At 62.1% G+C, this 16,550-nt stretch carries 14 protein-coding genes; 2 read left to right on the top strand and 12 right to left on the bottom strand.

The window, feature by feature from the left end; all coding sequences use genetic code 11:
• Positions 1-115: 115 nt before the first annotated feature.
• The 12 genes from HMPREF2559_RS09375 to HMPREF2559_RS09320 form a co-directional block, all read right to left on the bottom strand.
• Entirely contained in the window at positions 116-1,303 is a 1,188-nt protein-coding gene (locus HMPREF2559_RS09375) for an acyltransferase family protein (protein WP_083297820.1), read from the bottom strand.
• 53 nt (positions 1,304-1,356) lie between these two features.
• Complete coding sequence (locus HMPREF2559_RS09370; protein WP_070540482.1) at positions 1,357-2,100, bottom strand: lysophospholipid acyltransferase family protein; 744 nt, start codon at positions 2,098-2,100, stop codon at positions 1,357-1,359.
• Positions 2,101-2,126: 26 nt separating this feature from the next.
• Entirely contained in the window at positions 2,127-3,071 is a 945-nt protein-coding gene (locus HMPREF2559_RS09365) for an ROK family protein (RefSeq protein WP_070540480.1), read from the bottom strand.
• A gap of 50 nt (positions 3,072-3,121) precedes the next feature.
• Positions 3,122-4,246 carry a glycosyltransferase family 4 protein gene (locus HMPREF2559_RS09360; protein WP_066492005.1) on the bottom strand — a complete coding sequence of 375 codons (1,125 nt, stop codon included), beginning with the start codon at positions 4,244-4,246 and terminating at the stop codon, positions 3,122-3,124.
• Positions 4,247-4,273: 27 nt separating this feature from the next.
• Complete coding sequence (locus HMPREF2559_RS09355; protein WP_066492003.1) at positions 4,274-5,338, bottom strand: C40 family peptidase; 1,065 nt, start codon at positions 5,336-5,338, stop codon at positions 4,274-4,276.
• A 139-nt stretch (positions 5,339-5,477) separates the two neighbouring features.
• Positions 5,478-6,122: a C40 family peptidase gene (locus HMPREF2559_RS09350; protein WP_066492001.1), complete on the bottom strand. Its 645-nt coding sequence runs from the start codon at positions 6,120-6,122 to the stop codon at positions 5,478-5,480.
• A gap of 1,137 nt (positions 6,123-7,259) precedes the next feature.
• The gene (locus tag HMPREF2559_RS09345) at positions 7,260-8,882 is read right to left on the bottom strand and encodes a cytochrome bc1 complex cytochrome b subunit (protein ID WP_066511899.1); all 1,623 of its coding nucleotides are present in this window, start codon (positions 8,880-8,882) and stop codon (positions 7,260-7,262) included.
• Positions 8,882-10,102, bottom strand: coding sequence for a cytochrome bc1 complex Rieske iron-sulfur subunit (locus HMPREF2559_RS09340; RefSeq protein ID WP_066491985.1), 1,221 nt, complete (start codon positions 10,100-10,102; stop codon positions 8,882-8,884). Before HMPREF2559_RS09340 ends, HMPREF2559_RS09345 begins: the two co-directional genes overlap by 1 nt.
• Positions 10,102-11,001 (bottom strand): cytochrome bc1 complex diheme cytochrome c subunit, encoded by a 900-nt coding sequence (locus HMPREF2559_RS09335; RefSeq protein ID WP_066491982.1) that lies wholly within the window; start codon positions 10,999-11,001, stop codon positions 10,102-10,104. Before HMPREF2559_RS09335 ends, HMPREF2559_RS09340 begins: the two co-directional genes overlap by 1 nt.
• A 69-nt stretch (positions 11,002-11,070) precedes the next feature.
• Positions 11,071-11,655, bottom strand: a complete 585-nt coding sequence (locus HMPREF2559_RS09330) for an aa3-type cytochrome oxidase subunit III (protein WP_196131214.1) — start codon at positions 11,653-11,655, stop codon at positions 11,071-11,073.
• Between the two features lie 617 nt (positions 11,656-12,272).
• A complete protein-coding gene (locus HMPREF2559_RS09325) occupies positions 12,273-12,704 on the bottom strand; it encodes an aa3-type cytochrome oxidase subunit IV (protein WP_066511902.1) in 432 nt (143 codons plus the stop codon).
• A 12-nt stretch (positions 12,705-12,716) separates the two neighbouring features.
• The gene (locus tag HMPREF2559_RS09320; RefSeq protein ID WP_066491976.1) at positions 12,717-13,802 is read right to left on the bottom strand and encodes an aa3-type cytochrome oxidase subunit II; all 1,086 of its coding nucleotides are present in this window, start codon (positions 13,800-13,802) and stop codon (positions 12,717-12,719) included.
• 439 nt (positions 13,803-14,241) lie between these two features.
• Here HMPREF2559_RS09320 and asnB point away from each other — a divergent pair, with 439 nt between their 5' ends.
• Positions 14,242-16,164, top strand: a complete 1,923-nt coding sequence (gene asnB, locus HMPREF2559_RS09315) for an asparagine synthase (glutamine-hydrolyzing) (protein WP_070540477.1) — start codon at positions 14,242-14,244, stop codon at positions 16,162-16,164.
• 12 nt (positions 16,165-16,176) lie between these two features.
• Positions 16,177-16,488, top strand: a complete 312-nt coding sequence (locus tag HMPREF2559_RS09310) for a hypothetical protein (protein WP_066491973.1) — start codon at positions 16,177-16,179, stop codon at positions 16,486-16,488.
• Positions 16,489-16,550: the final 62 nt, after the last annotated feature.

Genomic DNA, 16,550 nt, shown 5'->3' with positions numbered 1-16,550 from the left:
GCTCGCGGTGCCAACGTGGATCGTGCTCTTCGCGCGCGGGCACTGGCTCGTGCCGCATGCGCACGACTTCGAATACGGGTGGTCCTGGTGGCAGATGCTGCCGGGCAACGACTATCTAGCGTGGGGTGGCGTGCTCGCACTGTGCGCGGCGCTGGCTCCACAGTTCTTTGAGCGACGGCAGGCGCGGCGGGACCATGGTCCAACGCAGCACCGGGATCTTCTCCACGAGCCACAGCGCTAGGCTGCCCACGGCCGCGGCGGCAAAACAGCCCCAAATCCAAAAGTCGGTGGACTCGAGCGGCCACTCGCCGGCCTTCGTAATGTCCCACTCGAAGTAGGTCTTCGGGAAGCCAAAAAGCGCGATGATGCCGAGGTGGTGGCCTAAGTAGATAGGCAGCGTGTGGCTGCCAATGAACCGGAAGAAGCCGGAGACGAAGGGCACGTGGGCCAGCAGGACTGCGGCCGCGATGCCGGCGGGCAGCTGCAGGGACTGCTCGGCGAAGCGCACCAGGAGCTTCGCTTCTTCAAAGCCAAGGTTCCCTGCGCCCGGCAGTGGCCAGGCAACGTCGATGGGTTCGACGCGCTCGTCGAAACGGCCGCGCAGCGTCACACTCGCCGCATACGTGGCAACGGTGAGTGCCAGGGCCCACCACGTCGCGCGCGTGGGGTGGCGCAGCGAGTCAATGGACTCGGCAAACGTGGTGATTGCGGGGCGTAAGTACACGCCGGCCATGAAGACGGGCAGGAACATGATGGCTTTGCCCACCACGAAGTACTCCTGCGTGTAGCCAAGGAGCAGCAGCGGGCTAAAGCTCGCGGCGAGGCCCGCCCACGGCGGCAGCTTGCGCACGGCCCACAGGAAGATGTTGTAGACCACGAGCGAGTGGAGGAACCAGCCCATGGAGTGGCCGAGCATGACGGTGTGCAGGCTCTCGCGCCAGGTATCGAGTGGCGTGTCGAAGGCATAGTGGAAGTCCCACGTGCTCATGCGCAGCTCGACGAGGGACCATATGAGATACGGAATGAGCAGAAACCACAGGCGCTTGCGGAAGAGTTCGCCGAAGCGGAAGTTCAGGACCTTCTGCGAGAAGAAGCCGGAGATGACGAAGAACAGGGGCAATCGCAGCGGGTCGATGAGCTCATTCGCCTGGGCGGCAAGCGTGTGCTCGCCCTCGGGTACGGCGAGACGCACGTGCAGCAGGACGACGCCCAGGATCGACACGCCGCGAGCGACATCCGGCCAGGCGAGACGTTGCTTCTGAGGGGCGGCGGGTACCGAATGCGGGGCAGAGATAGTAAGCACGTCCTTACACGGGAAATAGAGTCTATCCCGCGATTCTAATGCTTGAGCGGGCGCTACTGGGACTTTCCGGGCTGCGCGCCGTCCGGGTAGCCGTGACCAGCGGCGAGCGAGGCCTTGACGTCCGAGGCGTAGACATCAACGTAGGGCTTGCCCGCGAGGCGCGCGAGGGTGTGCATGAAGTCGTCCGTAAAGGCGCGCTGGGTGGCATGCTCGGCGGGGTCGAGACCGCGCTCGGCCGCCCACGCATGGGGATCGATGGGCTCGCCCACGCGCATGCCCACCTTCACTGGGCGCGGAATCCACGTGCCGATGGGGTTGGCGTCGCGTGTGCCCACCATCGCGATGGGGACGACGGGATAGCCGGTCTCCATGGCGACACGCGCCATGCCGGTGCGCCCCTTGTAGATGCGACCGTCCGGCGAGCGCGTGCCCTCGGGATAAATGCCGAAGACATCGCCACGGTCGAGGATTTCCTTCGCCGTGGCTGCCATATCGTCCGCCGCGGACTCCGAGGTGCGCACGACGGGAACCTGCCCCACGGAGCTGAAGAACCACGCCTGCGCGCGTCCCACGGGGCCGGGGGTTGTGAAGTACTCGGACTTCGCCAGGAAAATGATCTGGCGCGGGCACATGAGCGGGAAGAAGAACGAATCCATGACGGCCTGGTGGTTGGACGCCACGATGGCGGGGCCTTCGGCCGGGATATTGTCCATGCCCTCGGACCACGGGCGGTTCCACACACGCAGGGCGGGACCGAAGAAGATGTGCTTAAACGCCCAGTACCACTTGTTGTGCATTGCTATCCTGCCCTCGTCGGAAAATTCTAGGCGCGAGTAAGCGCCTGGCGCGCGATATCGGCCACGCCGATCATACCCGCGGCCGAGCCCAGAGCCGCCGTCGCCACACGGGCCAGCGGGCGGTGCCCCGCGCCGACGATGGACTGCGCCATCGTCTCGCGCGCGGTATCAAGGTAGACGTCCGCGTCGCCCGCTACGCCGCCGCCGAGGACGATGAGCTCCGGGTCGAGGATGTCCGCGACGATGGACAGGCCCTGGCCGAGCCAGCGTGCGAAGTCCTCCATGACCGCAACGCCCAGCGGGTCGCCGTCGCGCGCAGCCTGCGCGATGGCCACGCCGGAGGGGTTGTCCGGGAGCGTGGTCTCGTAGGAGCCACGCAGTTCGCGCACCGTGTCCGGAAGCGCCGTGCCCGAGGCGTAGCGCTCGAGGCAGCCGCGCTTGCCGCAGGAGCACTCGCGTCCGCCCGGCATGACCACGATGTGGCCGAATTCAGGGGCGGTGCCAAACGCGCCGCGGAAGATCTCGTCGCCCGTCATGAGCGTCGCGCCGATGCCCGTGCCCACGGCGAAGAAGACCCAATCGTGGGCGCCGCGGCCAGCGCCAAAGCGCCACTCGCCCCACGCCGCAGAGTTCGCGTCATGCTCGATGACAACGGGGATGTCAAGGTGGGCCTGCAGGCTGGCGCGCACGGCGGCATCACGCCACGGCAGGTGCGGAGCAAAGCGGACCAACTCGCGGTCCGGATCGATGAATCCAGCAATCGCTAGGCCCACAGCCTGCACCGGATACTCTGCGCGCAGCTCGGCGATGAGCGCGAGGATGGCAGCGTCAAGTTCCTCCCCCGTCGCGGGCGTAGGGAGCGAACGCGAGTCGATGATCTCCCCCTCGGCGGTGACGACACCGGCGCGAAGATTGGTGCCGCCGATGTCGAATCCCACGGTGAGATTGTCAGAGGGGGAGAATTTTTGCATGCAAGTAGGATATACCCCTCCCCCGTCCGCGTCACATCATGCGGGCCACGCTAGGCCATAATCGCGCGCAGACGAGCGCCCATAATCTCCCACGTCCAGTTCTCCTCGACATGGCGCCGGCCGGCTCGGCCCATCGCGCACGCGCGCTTCGGGTCATCAAGCAGCGTAAGGATCGCCTGGGCGAGCTCGTCCTGCGAGTTGCCGCGCACGACGATGCCCGTCTCTGGCGTCACCGTCTCCGGCGCGCCGCCCGAGTCGCCCGCAATGACGGGCAAACCTGCGGCTTGGGCCTCGAGGTAGACGATGCCCAGGCCCTCGACGTCGAGGCCGCCGCCGCGCGTGCGGGCGGGCATGGCGAAGATATCCGCGGCGGCCAGCGCCATGGCAATCTCCTCCTCGTCCGCGGCTTCGTGGAGAATCGTCTCCGGCGCGTACATCTCCGCGAGCTGCTCGAGCGCCGCCCGGTAGCGCCCGCGGCCGATGAGCAGCAGGCGCGCCTTAGGATAGCGCTCCCGAATGCGCGGCATGACCCGCAGCAGCTGGTCTTGCCCCTTGCGTGGAACGAAACGAGAGACGCAGACGATGACAGGATCGGCATCTTCGAGCTCATAAAAAATCTCGCCGTGGCGCATAGCCAACTCGCTGTAAGGCTCAAACATGTCCGTGTTGACGCCGCTGGGCAAGTGTACCCACTCGGGGCCGGGGCCGAAGGCGGGGCGCAGGCGGCGCAGCGTATAGGCCGCGATGTAGGTGATGACGTCCGCATGCTTGCCGATGCCCCGCAGCGCCTGGCGCGCGCCCGGCAGCATGGACCAGCCCACCTCGTGGCCATGGGTCGTGGCCACCACTTTCCTGGCGCCGGCGGCCTTGGCGGCGCCGCCCATGAGCGCAAGCGGTGCTGCGGCGCCGAACCAAACGATCTCGATGCCGCGCTCGGCGATGATGCGCTGCATCTCGCGGCGCGTGGCCGGAGTGGGCAACATCATGCGCCGCGGCCACCGGATGACCTCGTAAGGCAGCTGCGCATCAAAGGCGGCTGCGGCTTCGGCGTCCTGGGTTGAGGCGAAGACGAGGACGTCGGCAGGGTCCAGGGTCGCAAGAAAATCGCGCAAATACGACTGAATCCCACCGATGGTCGGCGGGAAATCATTAGTCACAAGCAGAATGCGAGGCATGGCTGTGAGCCTACCGCGTGCGCGCGTCTAGAAGCGGACGGCTCCCTGTACCGGCATGGAGTCGACCGGGACAACCTGGACCGGCACGCCATACGTCGAGGCATGGACGACCTGGCCGTCGCCGATATACATGCCCACGTGGGTCACACCCGGGTAGTAGCCGATGACGTCGCCCGGCTCGAGCTGATCCATGGGCACGGGCGTGCCGCCAGCCAGCTGTGCCTGCGAGGTACGCGGGATGGACTTGCCCTCCTGCGCGTAGGCCCACACCATCAGACCGGAGCAGTCGAAGCGATCCGGGCCGGTCGCGCCCCAGCCATAGGGAGCTCCCTGCTTGGTGAGTGCTGCAGCGACGGCCTTGCCACCGACGCCCGACTCGGCGAGGCGTGCGAGCAGCTCCGGATCGATCTCGCGGGTCACACCACCGAACTGAGCCTCCCACTGCGCGCGCTGCTCCTCGTTGAGTGCGTCGACACGCGCCTCGATGTCGCGCTGCTGCGCCTCGAGGGCCTCCTTCTCCTTGACAACACGAGCACGCTGCTCTTCGAGGCGGGTCTGCTCCGCGCGGGCAGCATCCGCGGTCTCGACGGCCTTCGCATGGGCAGTGTCAGCGTCCTGCGAGGCCTGCGTCATCGTGCTGAGTTCGCGGTGGGCGTCACGCGACAGGGCGCTGAGGTAGCCCAGGCGCTCGACGGCCTCCTGCGGGTTGGCAGACTCAAGCGCGGTCGTCGCGGCGGAACGGTGCGCCCCGCGGTAACGGGACTGTGCCAAGCCGTTGATGGCGGCCTGCTGGGAGCCGACGGCGCCGCGGGCGGCATCGGCAGCCTGGGCGGCGGCCTGGGCTTGGGCAGCGAGGTCATCGGCCTTCGCCTGCTGGGCGGCGAGGTCATCCTCGAGCTGCTTGACTTCCTCGTTCTTCGCGGAGACCTTCTGGGCGACCTCACCGACCTCGTCGACGAGCGCTTGCATATCAGTATTCTCCGGCGCCTGCACCGACTCTTCGGCCGGCAGCTCCTGCGCGATAGCCGGGACGGCGGTGGAAGCGAAAGCAACACTGACCAGCGCCAGGTTGATGCGGTAAGGAAGACGCACGGAAGAACCCCTCAAAAATTGCAAGTGAATACACCTACTATAGAAGAACTTAAGGACAATCTCAGCATCGTCATACGAAAAAGGAAAAACCCCATCTCGACAAGGGTCGAGACGGGGTAAGCCGAGACCGGCGTGCAGACTAGAAACGCACGATGGAGTGGATCGGCATGTAGTTGAGCGGACGCTCGGCCACGGTGGTGCCGGAATTGAGCGAGTCAATCATGACGCCGTTACCGGCGTAGATGGCGACGTGGGATGCGCCACCGTAGTACACAACAATGTCGCCCGGCTGGATGTCCGACATGGACACCTGCTGGCCCTGGGCAGCCTGTGCCTGGGAGGTACGCGGGATGGACTTACCAGCCTGTGCGTAAGCCCAGGAGGTCAGACCAGAGCAGTCGAAGCTGCTCGGGCCGGCGGAGCCCCAGCCGTACGGGGAACCGATGGCGCTGCGGGCAGCGGCGACGACCTTGTCACCGGTGGACTGCTGCGGGGCCGGAGCCGGAGCAGCGGCAGTCTGCGGGACAGTAGCCGTTGCGTTGTAGGTCTTGGCCTGCGCCTGAACCTGGTTGAAGGACGGCACGTACTGGCCGATGTTCGGGACATCCTTGATACCCGGGATGTTCTCGATGCCATTGACGTTCACCGAGTAGTTGGTGTTCGGAATGACAACCTCGGCTGCCTGGGCAACACCCGGAACCGCCACGGTTGCGGTTGCAGCGAGAGCTGCGGTGCCCGCGATACGGCGGGTGGTGTTAGTGCCCTGACGACGGTGCTTAGCCACGAATAAATCTCCAAATCTTCAGTCGCGCCTACCTCCGCGGCGGGCCAAAGCGTTTCTCGTCTTCTACGAGTCCCGTCTTCGGCCGCGTTCCACCCGACCACCGTGACGGTGGACTGTGATGATGTGGAAGCGTGGAAGCTCTGGCCCAGTGGGGGCCTAACGTTCGTTGGCGCGGGCGTTCCTGTATCCCGCGCCTCCGCTCGGCTCACCCTGTCGAGAGTGGGCCAGATACGGCGCTAGTGTTCATTTTTCGATTGAGCACTCATGGGGAGCGCTGCAATGTCTCGATAAGGTTACGAAACCATTACGAGAATTGTCTAGCCGCAACGCCACTATCCGCTCGTTACAAGGCCGTTATCGTCCCGTTATCAAACTTCGGTTTCTCAGGGTTTAATCCGAATGTCGAGCGCAATAGCACTCCAAAACAGTTGCACAACCTGCACCATTTCCGAACTTAACAAACTATTAAGTTCTGCATTAAACCCTAAAATCTACGCAAACAAAGTGCTATCGTGACCTTCGTCACATGCATGTAACATTGGGCGCATTTACCCCACACAGCACATGGTGCACAGCGTCTGTTACCGGGTTTTGGTCGCATCGTGACCCCGAATGCGGCGCCGCACCCCTCGTTGTGTCAGCACCGTGGGGATTCCGATGCACTCCCCCGTTTGCGTCGGCTCACAGGCGGCAGCCACGCCTGCGTGTAGGCTGCCGCCACGGCTTGTAGCGTTGCCCGTTGCCGCCGGCTCTAAGACGCAGTCATATGGGCGCCTGAAGGTCTCTCAAGACCGGCGCCCTGAGGCACCCCACGAATCCCTGCTGCGAAGCGCAGCGGCCTACCGGCAGACTCAGCTACGGTTGCCGCGCGGCTTCACCGTGAGCGTCGCCCACACACCCCATGCACGCACCCCGATTCACGTGCGTAACGGTGACTCTCGAACGCCGAGTGATTCATGTCTGCGGTGGCAGCCCCTGTCCACGTCTCAGGGACCCTCTCCCGCTTCTATTGGCTTCATCTCGCAGTATTCCGCGCTTGGGCGCTTCCTTATATATAGGGAGTGAAAAACTGACGAACCCGCCGCAGCCTGCTCCAGGCTGTGGCGGGTTGGTGACAGTTTCGAAGGAAGGAAGGCGCTAGATGCGGCCGTTTTCTTCGTCGTCGCGGCGATTGGCCTCGTTGAGGGCGCGGTACATGTCCGCCTCCTCGGCGGCGTTCTCTGCGTGGATTTCGTGAACCTTGCGCATCAGGCCCTCGTCGTCCGGGGCAAAGATACCCTGGGTCTCGGAGTCAGCCAGACCAAGGTGGTTGAGCTGCTTCGGGACGTACGCACCGGCGTACTCAAGCGGAACCGGGTGGCCGTGCTCGTCGACCGGGCCGAGCGGCTGGTGAACCTCGATGAAGGCACCGTTCGGCAGCTGCTTCAGAACACCGGTCTCGATACCGTGCTCGAGAACCTCACGGTCGGAGCGCTGGAGACCAACGCAGATCTTGTACGTAAGGAAGTAAGCAATCGGCGGAACCACGATGAGACCGATTCGACCAACCCAGGTCATCGCGTTCAGCGAAATCTGGAAGAAGTGAGCCACGTGGTCGTTACCACCGGAAATGGTAACCAGAACGAAGAAGGAGATAGCCATCGCGCCGAGGCCGGAACGCACCGGCACGTCGCGCGGACGCTGCAGCAGGTTGTGGTGAGCGTCGTCGCCAGTCATCTTCTTCTCGATGAACGGGTAAGCGATAAGCAGGATAACCATGATCATGGCGACCACGACGACCCAGAATGCACCCGGGATGGTGTACTTACCGAGGTAGAGCTCCCACGCCGGCATGACACGGGCGAGACCGTCAGTCCACAGCATGTAGATATCAGGCTGGGAACCAGCGGAGACCTGCGACGGGTTGTACGGGCCCAGCAGCCAGATGGCGTTGATGGTGAGCAGACCCGACATGAGCGCCAGCACGCCAGCGACCATGAGGCCCATGCCGATAGCCTTCGTAGCGAAGACCGGCATAATACGGACGCCGACAACGTTGTTCTCTGCGCGGCCCGGTCCCGGGAACTGCGTGTGCTTCTGGAACCAGACGATGAGAACGTGAGCAGCGATGAGGGCGAGGATGATGCCCGGGATAACCAGCACGTGGAGGATGTAGAAACGATCCAGCATGAGGTCGGACGGGAAGTCACCATCGAAGATGGCCCAGTGCAGCCAGGTACCGATGACCGGGATGGTCAGGATGATGGCCGACATAATACGGAGGCCGACACCGGAGAGCAGGTCATCCGGGAGGGAGTAGCCGAGGAAGCCCTCGACCATGCCCAGGAGGATAAGCGTGCAACCGATGATCCAGTTAGCCTCACGCGGGCGGCGGAACGCACCCGTGAAGAAGATACGCAGCATGTGCGCGACCATGGACATCATGAACAGCAGGGCTGCCCAGTGGTGCATCTGGCGGACAAAGAGGCCACCGCGAACCTCGAAGGAGAGGTCCAGGGCGGATGCGTATGCGGAAGACATCTCGACACCGTTGAGCGGTGCGTAGGTGCCGTCGTAGATGACCTTCGTAATCGACGGGTCGAAGAAGAGGGCCAGGTAGATACCAGTCAGCAGCAGGATGATGAAGCTGTAGAGCGCCATCTCACCGAGCATGAAGGACCAGTGGGTCGGGAAAACCTTGTTCAACTGCGGGCGAACCGCACCGGACAGCGTGAAACGGCTGTCAACGTTGTTGCCAATCTTTGCGAGTTTATTGCTCATTATGACTTACGCTCCCAGTATGCCGGGCCGACAGGCTCAATGAAGTTGCCCTTGGCGACCAGGTAGCCGTCCTCATCAATCGTGACCGGCAGCTGCGGCAGCGCACGGGCGGCCGGGCCGAAGACCGGCTTTCCGTACTGCAGAGCGTCGAACTGCGACTGGTGGCACGGGCAGAGAATACGGTTGGTCTGAGCCTCGTACAGCGAGGTCGGGCAACCAATGTGGGTACAAATCTTAGAGAAGGCGTAGTAATCGCCGTAGTGGAAGTCCTCCTGGCCCTCACGCTCAATGACCTTCTGCGCGTCAGAGTTACGCAGACGGATGAGCATGACCGCGTTGCGGTTGCCGTGGATGGAGTGCATGTGGTTCTCGTAGACATCCTTCTGCGGATCGTAGAGATCGCCGTCGTTGACGTCGGACTCTGCGAGCGGGAAGACAGTCTCCATGCCGCCGGCGGCCAGGTCCTCTGGGCGCACGCGGACGAGGCGAGTAACACCCTGCGTCGTGTAGTGCGTGCCGGACTCGCCTTCGTGCTGCTCGGCGATCGTGCCGGTATCGCGTGCGAGGTAGAGCTTGACGCCCTTCTCATGCAGCGTCCAACCGGAGGTCCACATCGTGCCGTCGCCGGCGTAGTTGAGCTCGTGGCGAACCTTCCACGGGTTCTTGATGGCGCCACCCAGCGGGGCAACGACGGTGAGACCGAAGAGAACGGCGGCACCGCCGAGCAGGCCCTGGAGGGTCTTGCGGCGACCAAGGGTGGAGGTCTTCCACGAGTCGTTGAGGAGCGCGGTCAGCGTGCGGCGATCAATCTCGTCCGACGGACCGTCGTGGCGACGCTGCACGGAAATTTCCTCCGGCAGAATGCGCTTGACGTACTGCACGATGGCGATGCCCAGCGAAAGGATGGACAGGCCAGACGTAAGACCCAGCAGCGGGGTGTACAGGGTGTGCCATGCAAGGCCCTCTTCGCCGAGGGACTTGTAGTGCCACGGCCAGAACAGGTAAATGGCAAGGAATGCCAGACCCATAACGATGGCCAGTGCAGCCCACACGCCGACGTTGACGGCAGCGCGCTTTTCTGCAGGATCGCCAGCGACCGGGAAACGCTCCTTGCGGAACGCCACGGTGACGCCGTCCATCTCAGCACCCAGGGCGGTGAGCTCAGCATCAGACATGTTCTTGAGCTCGGCTTCGGTGTAGTTCTTGTTTACGTTGCTCATTAGTGGCGCGATCCAATCCACATAGCGGCAGCACACAGTGCGGTGATGCCGATGATCCACATTGCAAGGCCTTCAGAGACCGGGCCAAGTCCGCCCAGGTCCCAACCAGCCGGAGACGGGGTCTCCTTCGCGGACTTGATGTAAGCGATGATGTCCTTCTTCTCGTCAGCAGTGAGCTGGCGGTCAGAGAACTTCGGCATGTTCTGCGGGCCGGTGAGCATCGCCTGGTAGATCTCCTGCTCGGAAGCAGGAGCCAGCGGCGGTGCGTACTTACCGGAGGACAGTGCGCCGCCCTGGCCGGTGAAGTTGTGGCACGATGCGCAGTTCATACGGAAGAGCTCGGAGCCCTTCGCGACATCTTCTGCCTGGATGTTGCCGTCGTAGTTGGCGCCGCGGAGCGACTCCTGTGCGACGGAGCCGTCCTCGTTGTACACGATGTCCGGGCCGCCACCGTTGGCAGCGACGAATGCGGCAAGCGCGAGCGTCTGCTGCTCGGTGTAGCGCGGGGTCTTGCGCTCAGCTTGGGCGTCGTTCGACATCATCGGCATGCGGCCAGAGTGCACCTGGAAGTATACGGAGCCGGCACCGATACCCACCAGGGAAGGACCGCGGTCCTGGATGCCCTGGAGGTTCGCACCGTGGCAGGTGATGCAGGCGGTGTCGTAGATGTCCTTGCCTTCTTGCACGAGGGCAGCGTCATCCTTCTGCGCCGTCGCCACCTGAGCGTCGGGAGAGAGGGCGGAGGCCAGGACGCCAGCACCGGTAAGACCGATGGTGAGGGCAAAGGCACCCGCGAGCGTGCGCTTGACCTTGCGGCCGCGACGCGTCTTTGTTGCCGCAGCAGTATCAGGGGTCTCCCCTGCTGCCTGTGCGGCGTTCATTGGATTGGTATCCATCATTTTCCTTTGAGTTACTGGAGTTCGGAAATGAATGGCGGTGGACCGATTGTTGTCTCGGTGTCCTACGGCCTACTGAATGATGTAGATAACGACGAAGACGCCGATCCACACGACGTCAACGAAGTGCCAGTAGTAGGACACTGCCATTGCGGCGGTTGCCTGTGCCGGCGTGAACTTCGACTTAGCCGTACGGAGCAGAATCGCGATGAAGGCCAGAAGGCCTGCCGTCACGTGCGCCGCGTGGAAACCGGTCAGGATGTAGAAGACCGATCCGAAGACGCTGGACTGAATGGTCACGCCGTGGATGATCAGGTGGGTCCACTCATAGGCGAGGATGCCAATGAAGACCACAGCCAGTGCGATCGTCGCGGAGTACCACAGTCGAAGCTTGTATACGTCACCCCTTTCAGCTGCGAAGACGCCGAATTGCGAGGTCACGGAAGACAAGACCAGGACCGCAGTGATGACAAAGCCCATCGGTACGTTGATGTGCTCGGTCCAGTGCGCCCAGTCGCCGTCCTGACCATTAGCTCGCGAAGTAAACCACATCGCAAACAGTCCGGCGAAGAACATTAATTCCTGAGACAGGAACACGATGGTGCCAACGCTGACCATGTTCGGTCGGTTCAGCGCAGCAACACGTGGTGCTGTCATACCTTGATTTGAAACTGTGCTCGTCACGCAGTCAATTATGACCTTTTAACAGGCATAAGTCACCCGAGACCCCCCACTTCTTTCCGGCTCGTCCAAGGTTTTAGCCAGGTTTCTTCCAGCCGTTCGCGACTTAAAAACGTCGAAAAATAGTTGGGAACTTTTTCCGCTCCCATACGACGCCGCATCTCTGCAGGTAGAAGCGCCCAAAAAGGAGGCATCCCCCCTACCGCCAGTTTTAATAGCTGGCCGCTGGTTCACATTGAAACGAAATACACGAATATTTCTAGAGTTTCGCTGAGAGATAAATCACTTACATGTCGGCGCGTTTTTCCCAGGGTTGCAACTTTCGGTTGACCCCCGGTTCAAAATGGCCTTCACGTGCAGTTTTCTTTCCAAGCACAGTCGCTGGCGCACGCGAGCAACTCCCCCTAGGCCCGCAAACTATGCGCAAATTTCCCGGCTTCGCAAAAATCATGGAACTCCAGGGAACTATTTTGTGTCAGGTCCGACGATCGCCAAATGCCCCTGTACGTAGCGGGAAGCTACGCACAGGGGCACGAGAAGTGTGGGGCGGGGACAGTCGCGGGCCGTGGCGGCCGGCGGCCATCCGAGGAAGCTTAGTGCTTCTCCTTCGGGATGCCGTACTGCAGCGACAGACGGAAGGTGAAGTACACCAGCATGGCGGCGCCGAGAGCAATCATCCAGAAGTACAGGAAGATGATGCCCAGACCCATAACGGCGATAGACATGGTCATTGCAAACGGGTAGATGGAGCCCGGCGAGAAGAAGCCGAGGATGCCAGCGCCGTCTTCAGTTTCAGCCTCTTCCCAATCGCTCGGAGAAACGTCCGTGCGGTTATCGGTGAACTGAAGGTAGACGGCGAGCATGATACACATGACGGCCGCGAGAGCCATGGCGACGATACCGATCCACTCCGGACCGTAAAGGTAGCCGTCGTCGCGAGTGAAGTTGACGCCGAAGACGTAGACAATCTCGGAGACGATGAGATATGCCGCGATGGCGTAGAAGACGTTAGAACCTGCGCGCATTGTATTTCTCCTTTAGGCGTTCTCGTCGACGAAGTTGTCGCCGGTCTTGGTGTCGCGAACGCTGTTGAACGGCTGAGTGGTGACCGCGTACGGATCCTCACCGATGGAGGCGAGAGCCTCAGAGTTCGGAGCGTCCGGGTTGTCGTTGCGGAACTTCATGTAGTCCGCGAACTTCTCTGGGGTCACAACGCGCAGCTCGAAGTTCATCATCGAGTGGTAGGTACCGCACATCTCAGCACAGCGACCAACGAACGCGCCTTCCTTGGTGATCTCCTCGATCTGGAAACGACGCTCCTGCTGGTTGTTCTCCGGGTGCGCGTACACGTCGCGCTTAAAGAGGAACTCCGGAACCCAGAAGGCGTGCGAGACGTCACCGGAAGCGAGACGGAACTCAATCGCGGTGTGCGACGGGAGAACCAGAACCGGAACCTCTTCGGTGGTGCCGACGGTCTCGATGTCGTTGTAGTTGAGGTAGGAAAGGTCACCCATGGACTTGCCGTGAATCGGGTTCGGGTTCTTCACACCCTCCGGGTCAACGGAGGATTCCTCGGCGAGCTTGTTGCGCTCCTCGTCGGTGCCGTCATAGTCGGAGCCGGTCGGGGAAAGCTCACCCTTAACGCCGGCATAACCGAACTTCCAGTTCCACTGGTAAGCCGTCACGTCGACCGTTACCTGTGGGTCCTTATCAAGGGCGACAACCTTCTGCTGTGCCTGAACCGTGAAGAAGAACAGGCCCATGATGATGAGGATCGGGACGATGGTAAGCACCATCTCGAGCGGCACGTTGTACTGTAACTGCTTCGGGAACTCGCCCTTGCCTTCCTTCTTGGCGCGCTTTGCGCTCCAACGGAAGATTGCAGTGAGGAACAGGCCCCACATGACGAAACCGATGAACCATGCAACAACCCAGACCCAGATCCAGAAGTTGTACATTCCCTCAGCCTCAGGCGTAATGCCCTTCGGCCAACCAAATCCCAGGAGGTTTTCAACGGCCGAAGGCGCCTGTACATCACAGGCCGCCAGTGCCAAACCGCCCAGGGCAATTGCGCCAGCTAGGCCCGCCTTACGGGCGAAGTTGCGCTGCTTACGCTGTCCCACGTGTGTTCTGCCTTTCTGTCCACACAAAACTTCTCGAATACTCCCAGAGCATTCCTATCAACACAGGATAGTGCATAGACAGGCCCCATAAGCCCTGTTCGAGGCTGACAGGAAACTCGTATATACACATAAGGAGTATGTCCGGAAGGGATATTACAGGTCGACCACGACAATCTCTCCCCACCACCCCCACAGGTCCAGTATGCCGTGTGCCTTAATTCACAAAGCAGCCCGCGCTACACCATCCGAAAGTTTGCACCCTAAAGGGGACGCTGCGCATTCGAAGGTTCTCAGGCGGCCCTCTCCCACCCCTCCGCGACCCGCAGCGACCTGTACACCGGGTCGTTTCCGCGCGTCTGAAACACCGGCTCAGCACGCGGGGCCGTAAGCTGTGGGACAGATATTTTCGTTTTCGCCATATTAAAGGAGCAATCACTACATGTGCGGACTTTTGGCCCTGCTATCGGCCTCGGGAAACGCTGGCGACTACGTCGACGCAGTCGAGCGCGCTCTGCCCTGCATGCATCACCGCGGCCCCGATGCCGCCGGCACCTGGCACGATGACGACGCGGCGTTCGGCTTCAACCGTCTGTCCATCATCGATATTGAGCACTCGCACCAGCCGCTGCGTTGGGGCCCGGAGGGCGAGGAGAACCGCTACGCCCTCACGTTCAACGGCGAGATATACAACTACGTCGAGCTGCGTGCAGAACTCAAGGAACTGGGTTACACCTTTAATACTGAGGGCGACGGCGAGCCCATCGTCGTTGGCTACCACCACTGGGGTGCTGACGTCGTCGAGCACCTGCGCGGCATGTTCGGCTTCGTTATTTGGGACACCAAAACGAAGACCATGTTCGCGGCCCGCGACCAGTTCGGCATCAAGCCGCTCTACTACGCCACCACTCCGGCGGGCACCGTATTTGCCTCCGAGATGAAGTGCATCCTGGAGATGGCCGAGGACCTCGGTCTAGGACTCAGCCTTGATACGCGCGCCATCGAACACTACGTCGACCTCCAGTACGTCCCGGAGCCGGAGTCCCTGCATGCGAATATCCGCCGCGTCGAGTCGGGCTCTACTGTCACGCTCACTCCCGGCGGCGAGGTCCTCAACACTCGCTACTTCAAGCCCCAGTTCCCGGTGCAGCAGGTGCCGGCTGGCCAAGAGCAGCAGCTCTTCGACCGCATCGCCCGTGCCCTCGAAGATTCCGTGGAAAAGCACATGCGCGCTGACGTCACCGTCGGCTCCTTTCTTTCCGGCGGTATCGACTCCACGGCCATCGCGGCGCTGGCCAAGCGCCACAACCCGAACCTGCTCACTTTCACCACTGGCTTCGAGCGCGAGGGCTACTCCGAGGTTGACGTTGCTGCAGAGTCTGCGGAGGCCATCGGCGTCGAGCACATCGTCAAAATCGTCTCCCCCGAGGAATACGCGGACGCCGTGCCGAAGATCATGTGGTACCTCGACAACCCGGTTGCAGACCCCTCGCTCGTGCCGCTCTACTTCGTGGCACAGGAGGCCCGCAAGCACGTCAAGGTCGTGCTCTCCGGCGAGGGCGCAGACGAGCTCTTCGGCGGCTACACCATTTATAAGGAACCACTCTCCCTAGCCCCATTCGAGAAGATCCCGGATCCGCTGCGTCGCGGCCTAGGCAAGCTCTCCCAGATCTTGCCCGAGGGCATGAAGGGCAAGTCGCTGCTCAACCGCGGTTCCATGACGATGGAGGAGCGCTACTACGGCAACGCACGCTCCTTTAACTTTGAGCAGATGCAGCGCGTTATCCCGTGGGCCAAGCGCGAGTGGGACCACAAAGAAATCACGGCACCCATCTACGCCCAGTCGCAGGGCTTCGACCCAGTCGCCCGCATGCAGCACCTTGACCTGTTCACGTGGATGCGCGGCGACATCCTGGTCAAGGCTGACAAGATGAATATGGCGAACTCGCTCGAGCTGCGCGTGCCTTTCCTCGATAAGGAGGTCTTCAAGGTCGCGGAAACCATCCCGTATGACATGAAGATTTCACACGGCACCACGAAGTACGCGCTGCGCAAGGCCATGGAGCAGATCGTTCCGGCGCACGTCCTTCACCGCAAGAAGCTCGGCTTCCCGGTGCCCATGCGTCACTGGCTCGCCGGCGATGAACTCTATGGCTGGGCCCAGGATGTCATCAACGAGTCCCAGACCGAGGACATCTTCAATAAGAAGGAAGTCCTCGAGATGCTCAAGGAGCACCGCGATGGCGTCTCCGATCACTCGCGCCGCATCTGGACCGTCGTGGCGTTTATGATCTGGCACGGCATCTTCGTCGAGCACCGCATCGATCCGCAGATCGAGCAGCGCGACTACCCCATCCGGCTCTAGGAGAGCCCCGGCATGTCACTGCAGCGGAAAACGTACGAGCTGAGCGTGGACGGTTACCACTTCCGCGCCACGGTCAGCGCGACCCACCGCAGTGTTGACTGGCTCGACTGCCCCAACGAGTACCTTCCTTCTGGCTACTCGTCCACCGTCTATGTCGCAGCCGAGACAAGCCGAACAGACGGCAACGGAACGCAGACTCCGCCGCTTCCTACTGCCGAAAAGGTACGCGCGGATATCCGCGTATGGCTTTCCACCCTCGACGAGCTTGACGAACTCGAGGACACCGGCGACGCCAGTGACACCGGTGACAGCGACGAATCGTAGAGCGTCTGCGTTACAAGGCAAAGAGAAAACCGGGGCTAAGTAGCAGAAAGCGTGTCTGATTC

It is taken from the genome of Corynebacterium sp. HMSC072G08 (assembly GCF_001809185.1).
Classification (GTDB): Bacteria; Actinomycetota; Actinomycetes; order Mycobacteriales; family Mycobacteriaceae; genus Corynebacterium; species Corynebacterium phoceense.
This window is presented reverse-complemented; position numbering and strand designations above follow the sequence as displayed.

Bases quoted from the DNA above. Each gene is read 5' to 3' on its own strand.
- HMPREF2559_RS09370 (WP_070540482.1), bottom strand. From the start codon at position 2,100: ATGCACAACAAGTGGTACTGGGCGTTTAAGCACATCTTCTTCGGTCCC.
- HMPREF2559_RS09365 (WP_070540480.1), bottom strand. From the start codon at position 3,071: ATGCAAAAATTCTCCCCCTCTGACAATCTCACCGTGGGATTCGACATC.
- HMPREF2559_RS09360 (WP_066492005.1), bottom strand. From the start codon at position 4,246: ATGCCTCGCATTCTGCTTGTGACTAATGATTTCCCGCCGACCATCGGT.
- HMPREF2559_RS09345 (WP_066511899.1), bottom strand. From the start codon at position 8,882: ATGAGCAATAAACTCGCAAAGATTGGCAACAACGTTGACAGCCGTTTC.
- HMPREF2559_RS09340 (WP_066491985.1), bottom strand. From the start codon at position 10,102: ATGAGCAACGTAAACAAGAACTACACCGAAGCCGAGCTCAAGAACATG.
- HMPREF2559_RS09335 (WP_066491982.1), bottom strand. From the start codon at position 11,001: ATGATGGATACCAATCCAATGAACGCCGCACAGGCAGCAGGGGAGACC.
- HMPREF2559_RS09330 (WP_196131214.1), bottom strand. From the start codon at position 11,655: ATGACAGCACCACGTGTTGCTGCGCTGAACCGACCGAACATGGTCAGC.
- HMPREF2559_RS09325 (WP_066511902.1), bottom strand. From the start codon at position 12,704: ATGCGCGCAGGTTCTAACGTCTTCTACGCCATCGCGGCATATCTCATC.
- asnB (WP_070540477.1), top strand. From the start codon at position 14,242: ATGTGCGGACTTTTGGCCCTGCTATCGGCCTCGGGAAACGCTGGCGAC.
- HMPREF2559_RS09310 (WP_066491973.1), top strand. From the start codon at position 16,177: ATGTCACTGCAGCGGAAAACGTACGAGCTGAGCGTGGACGGTTACCAC.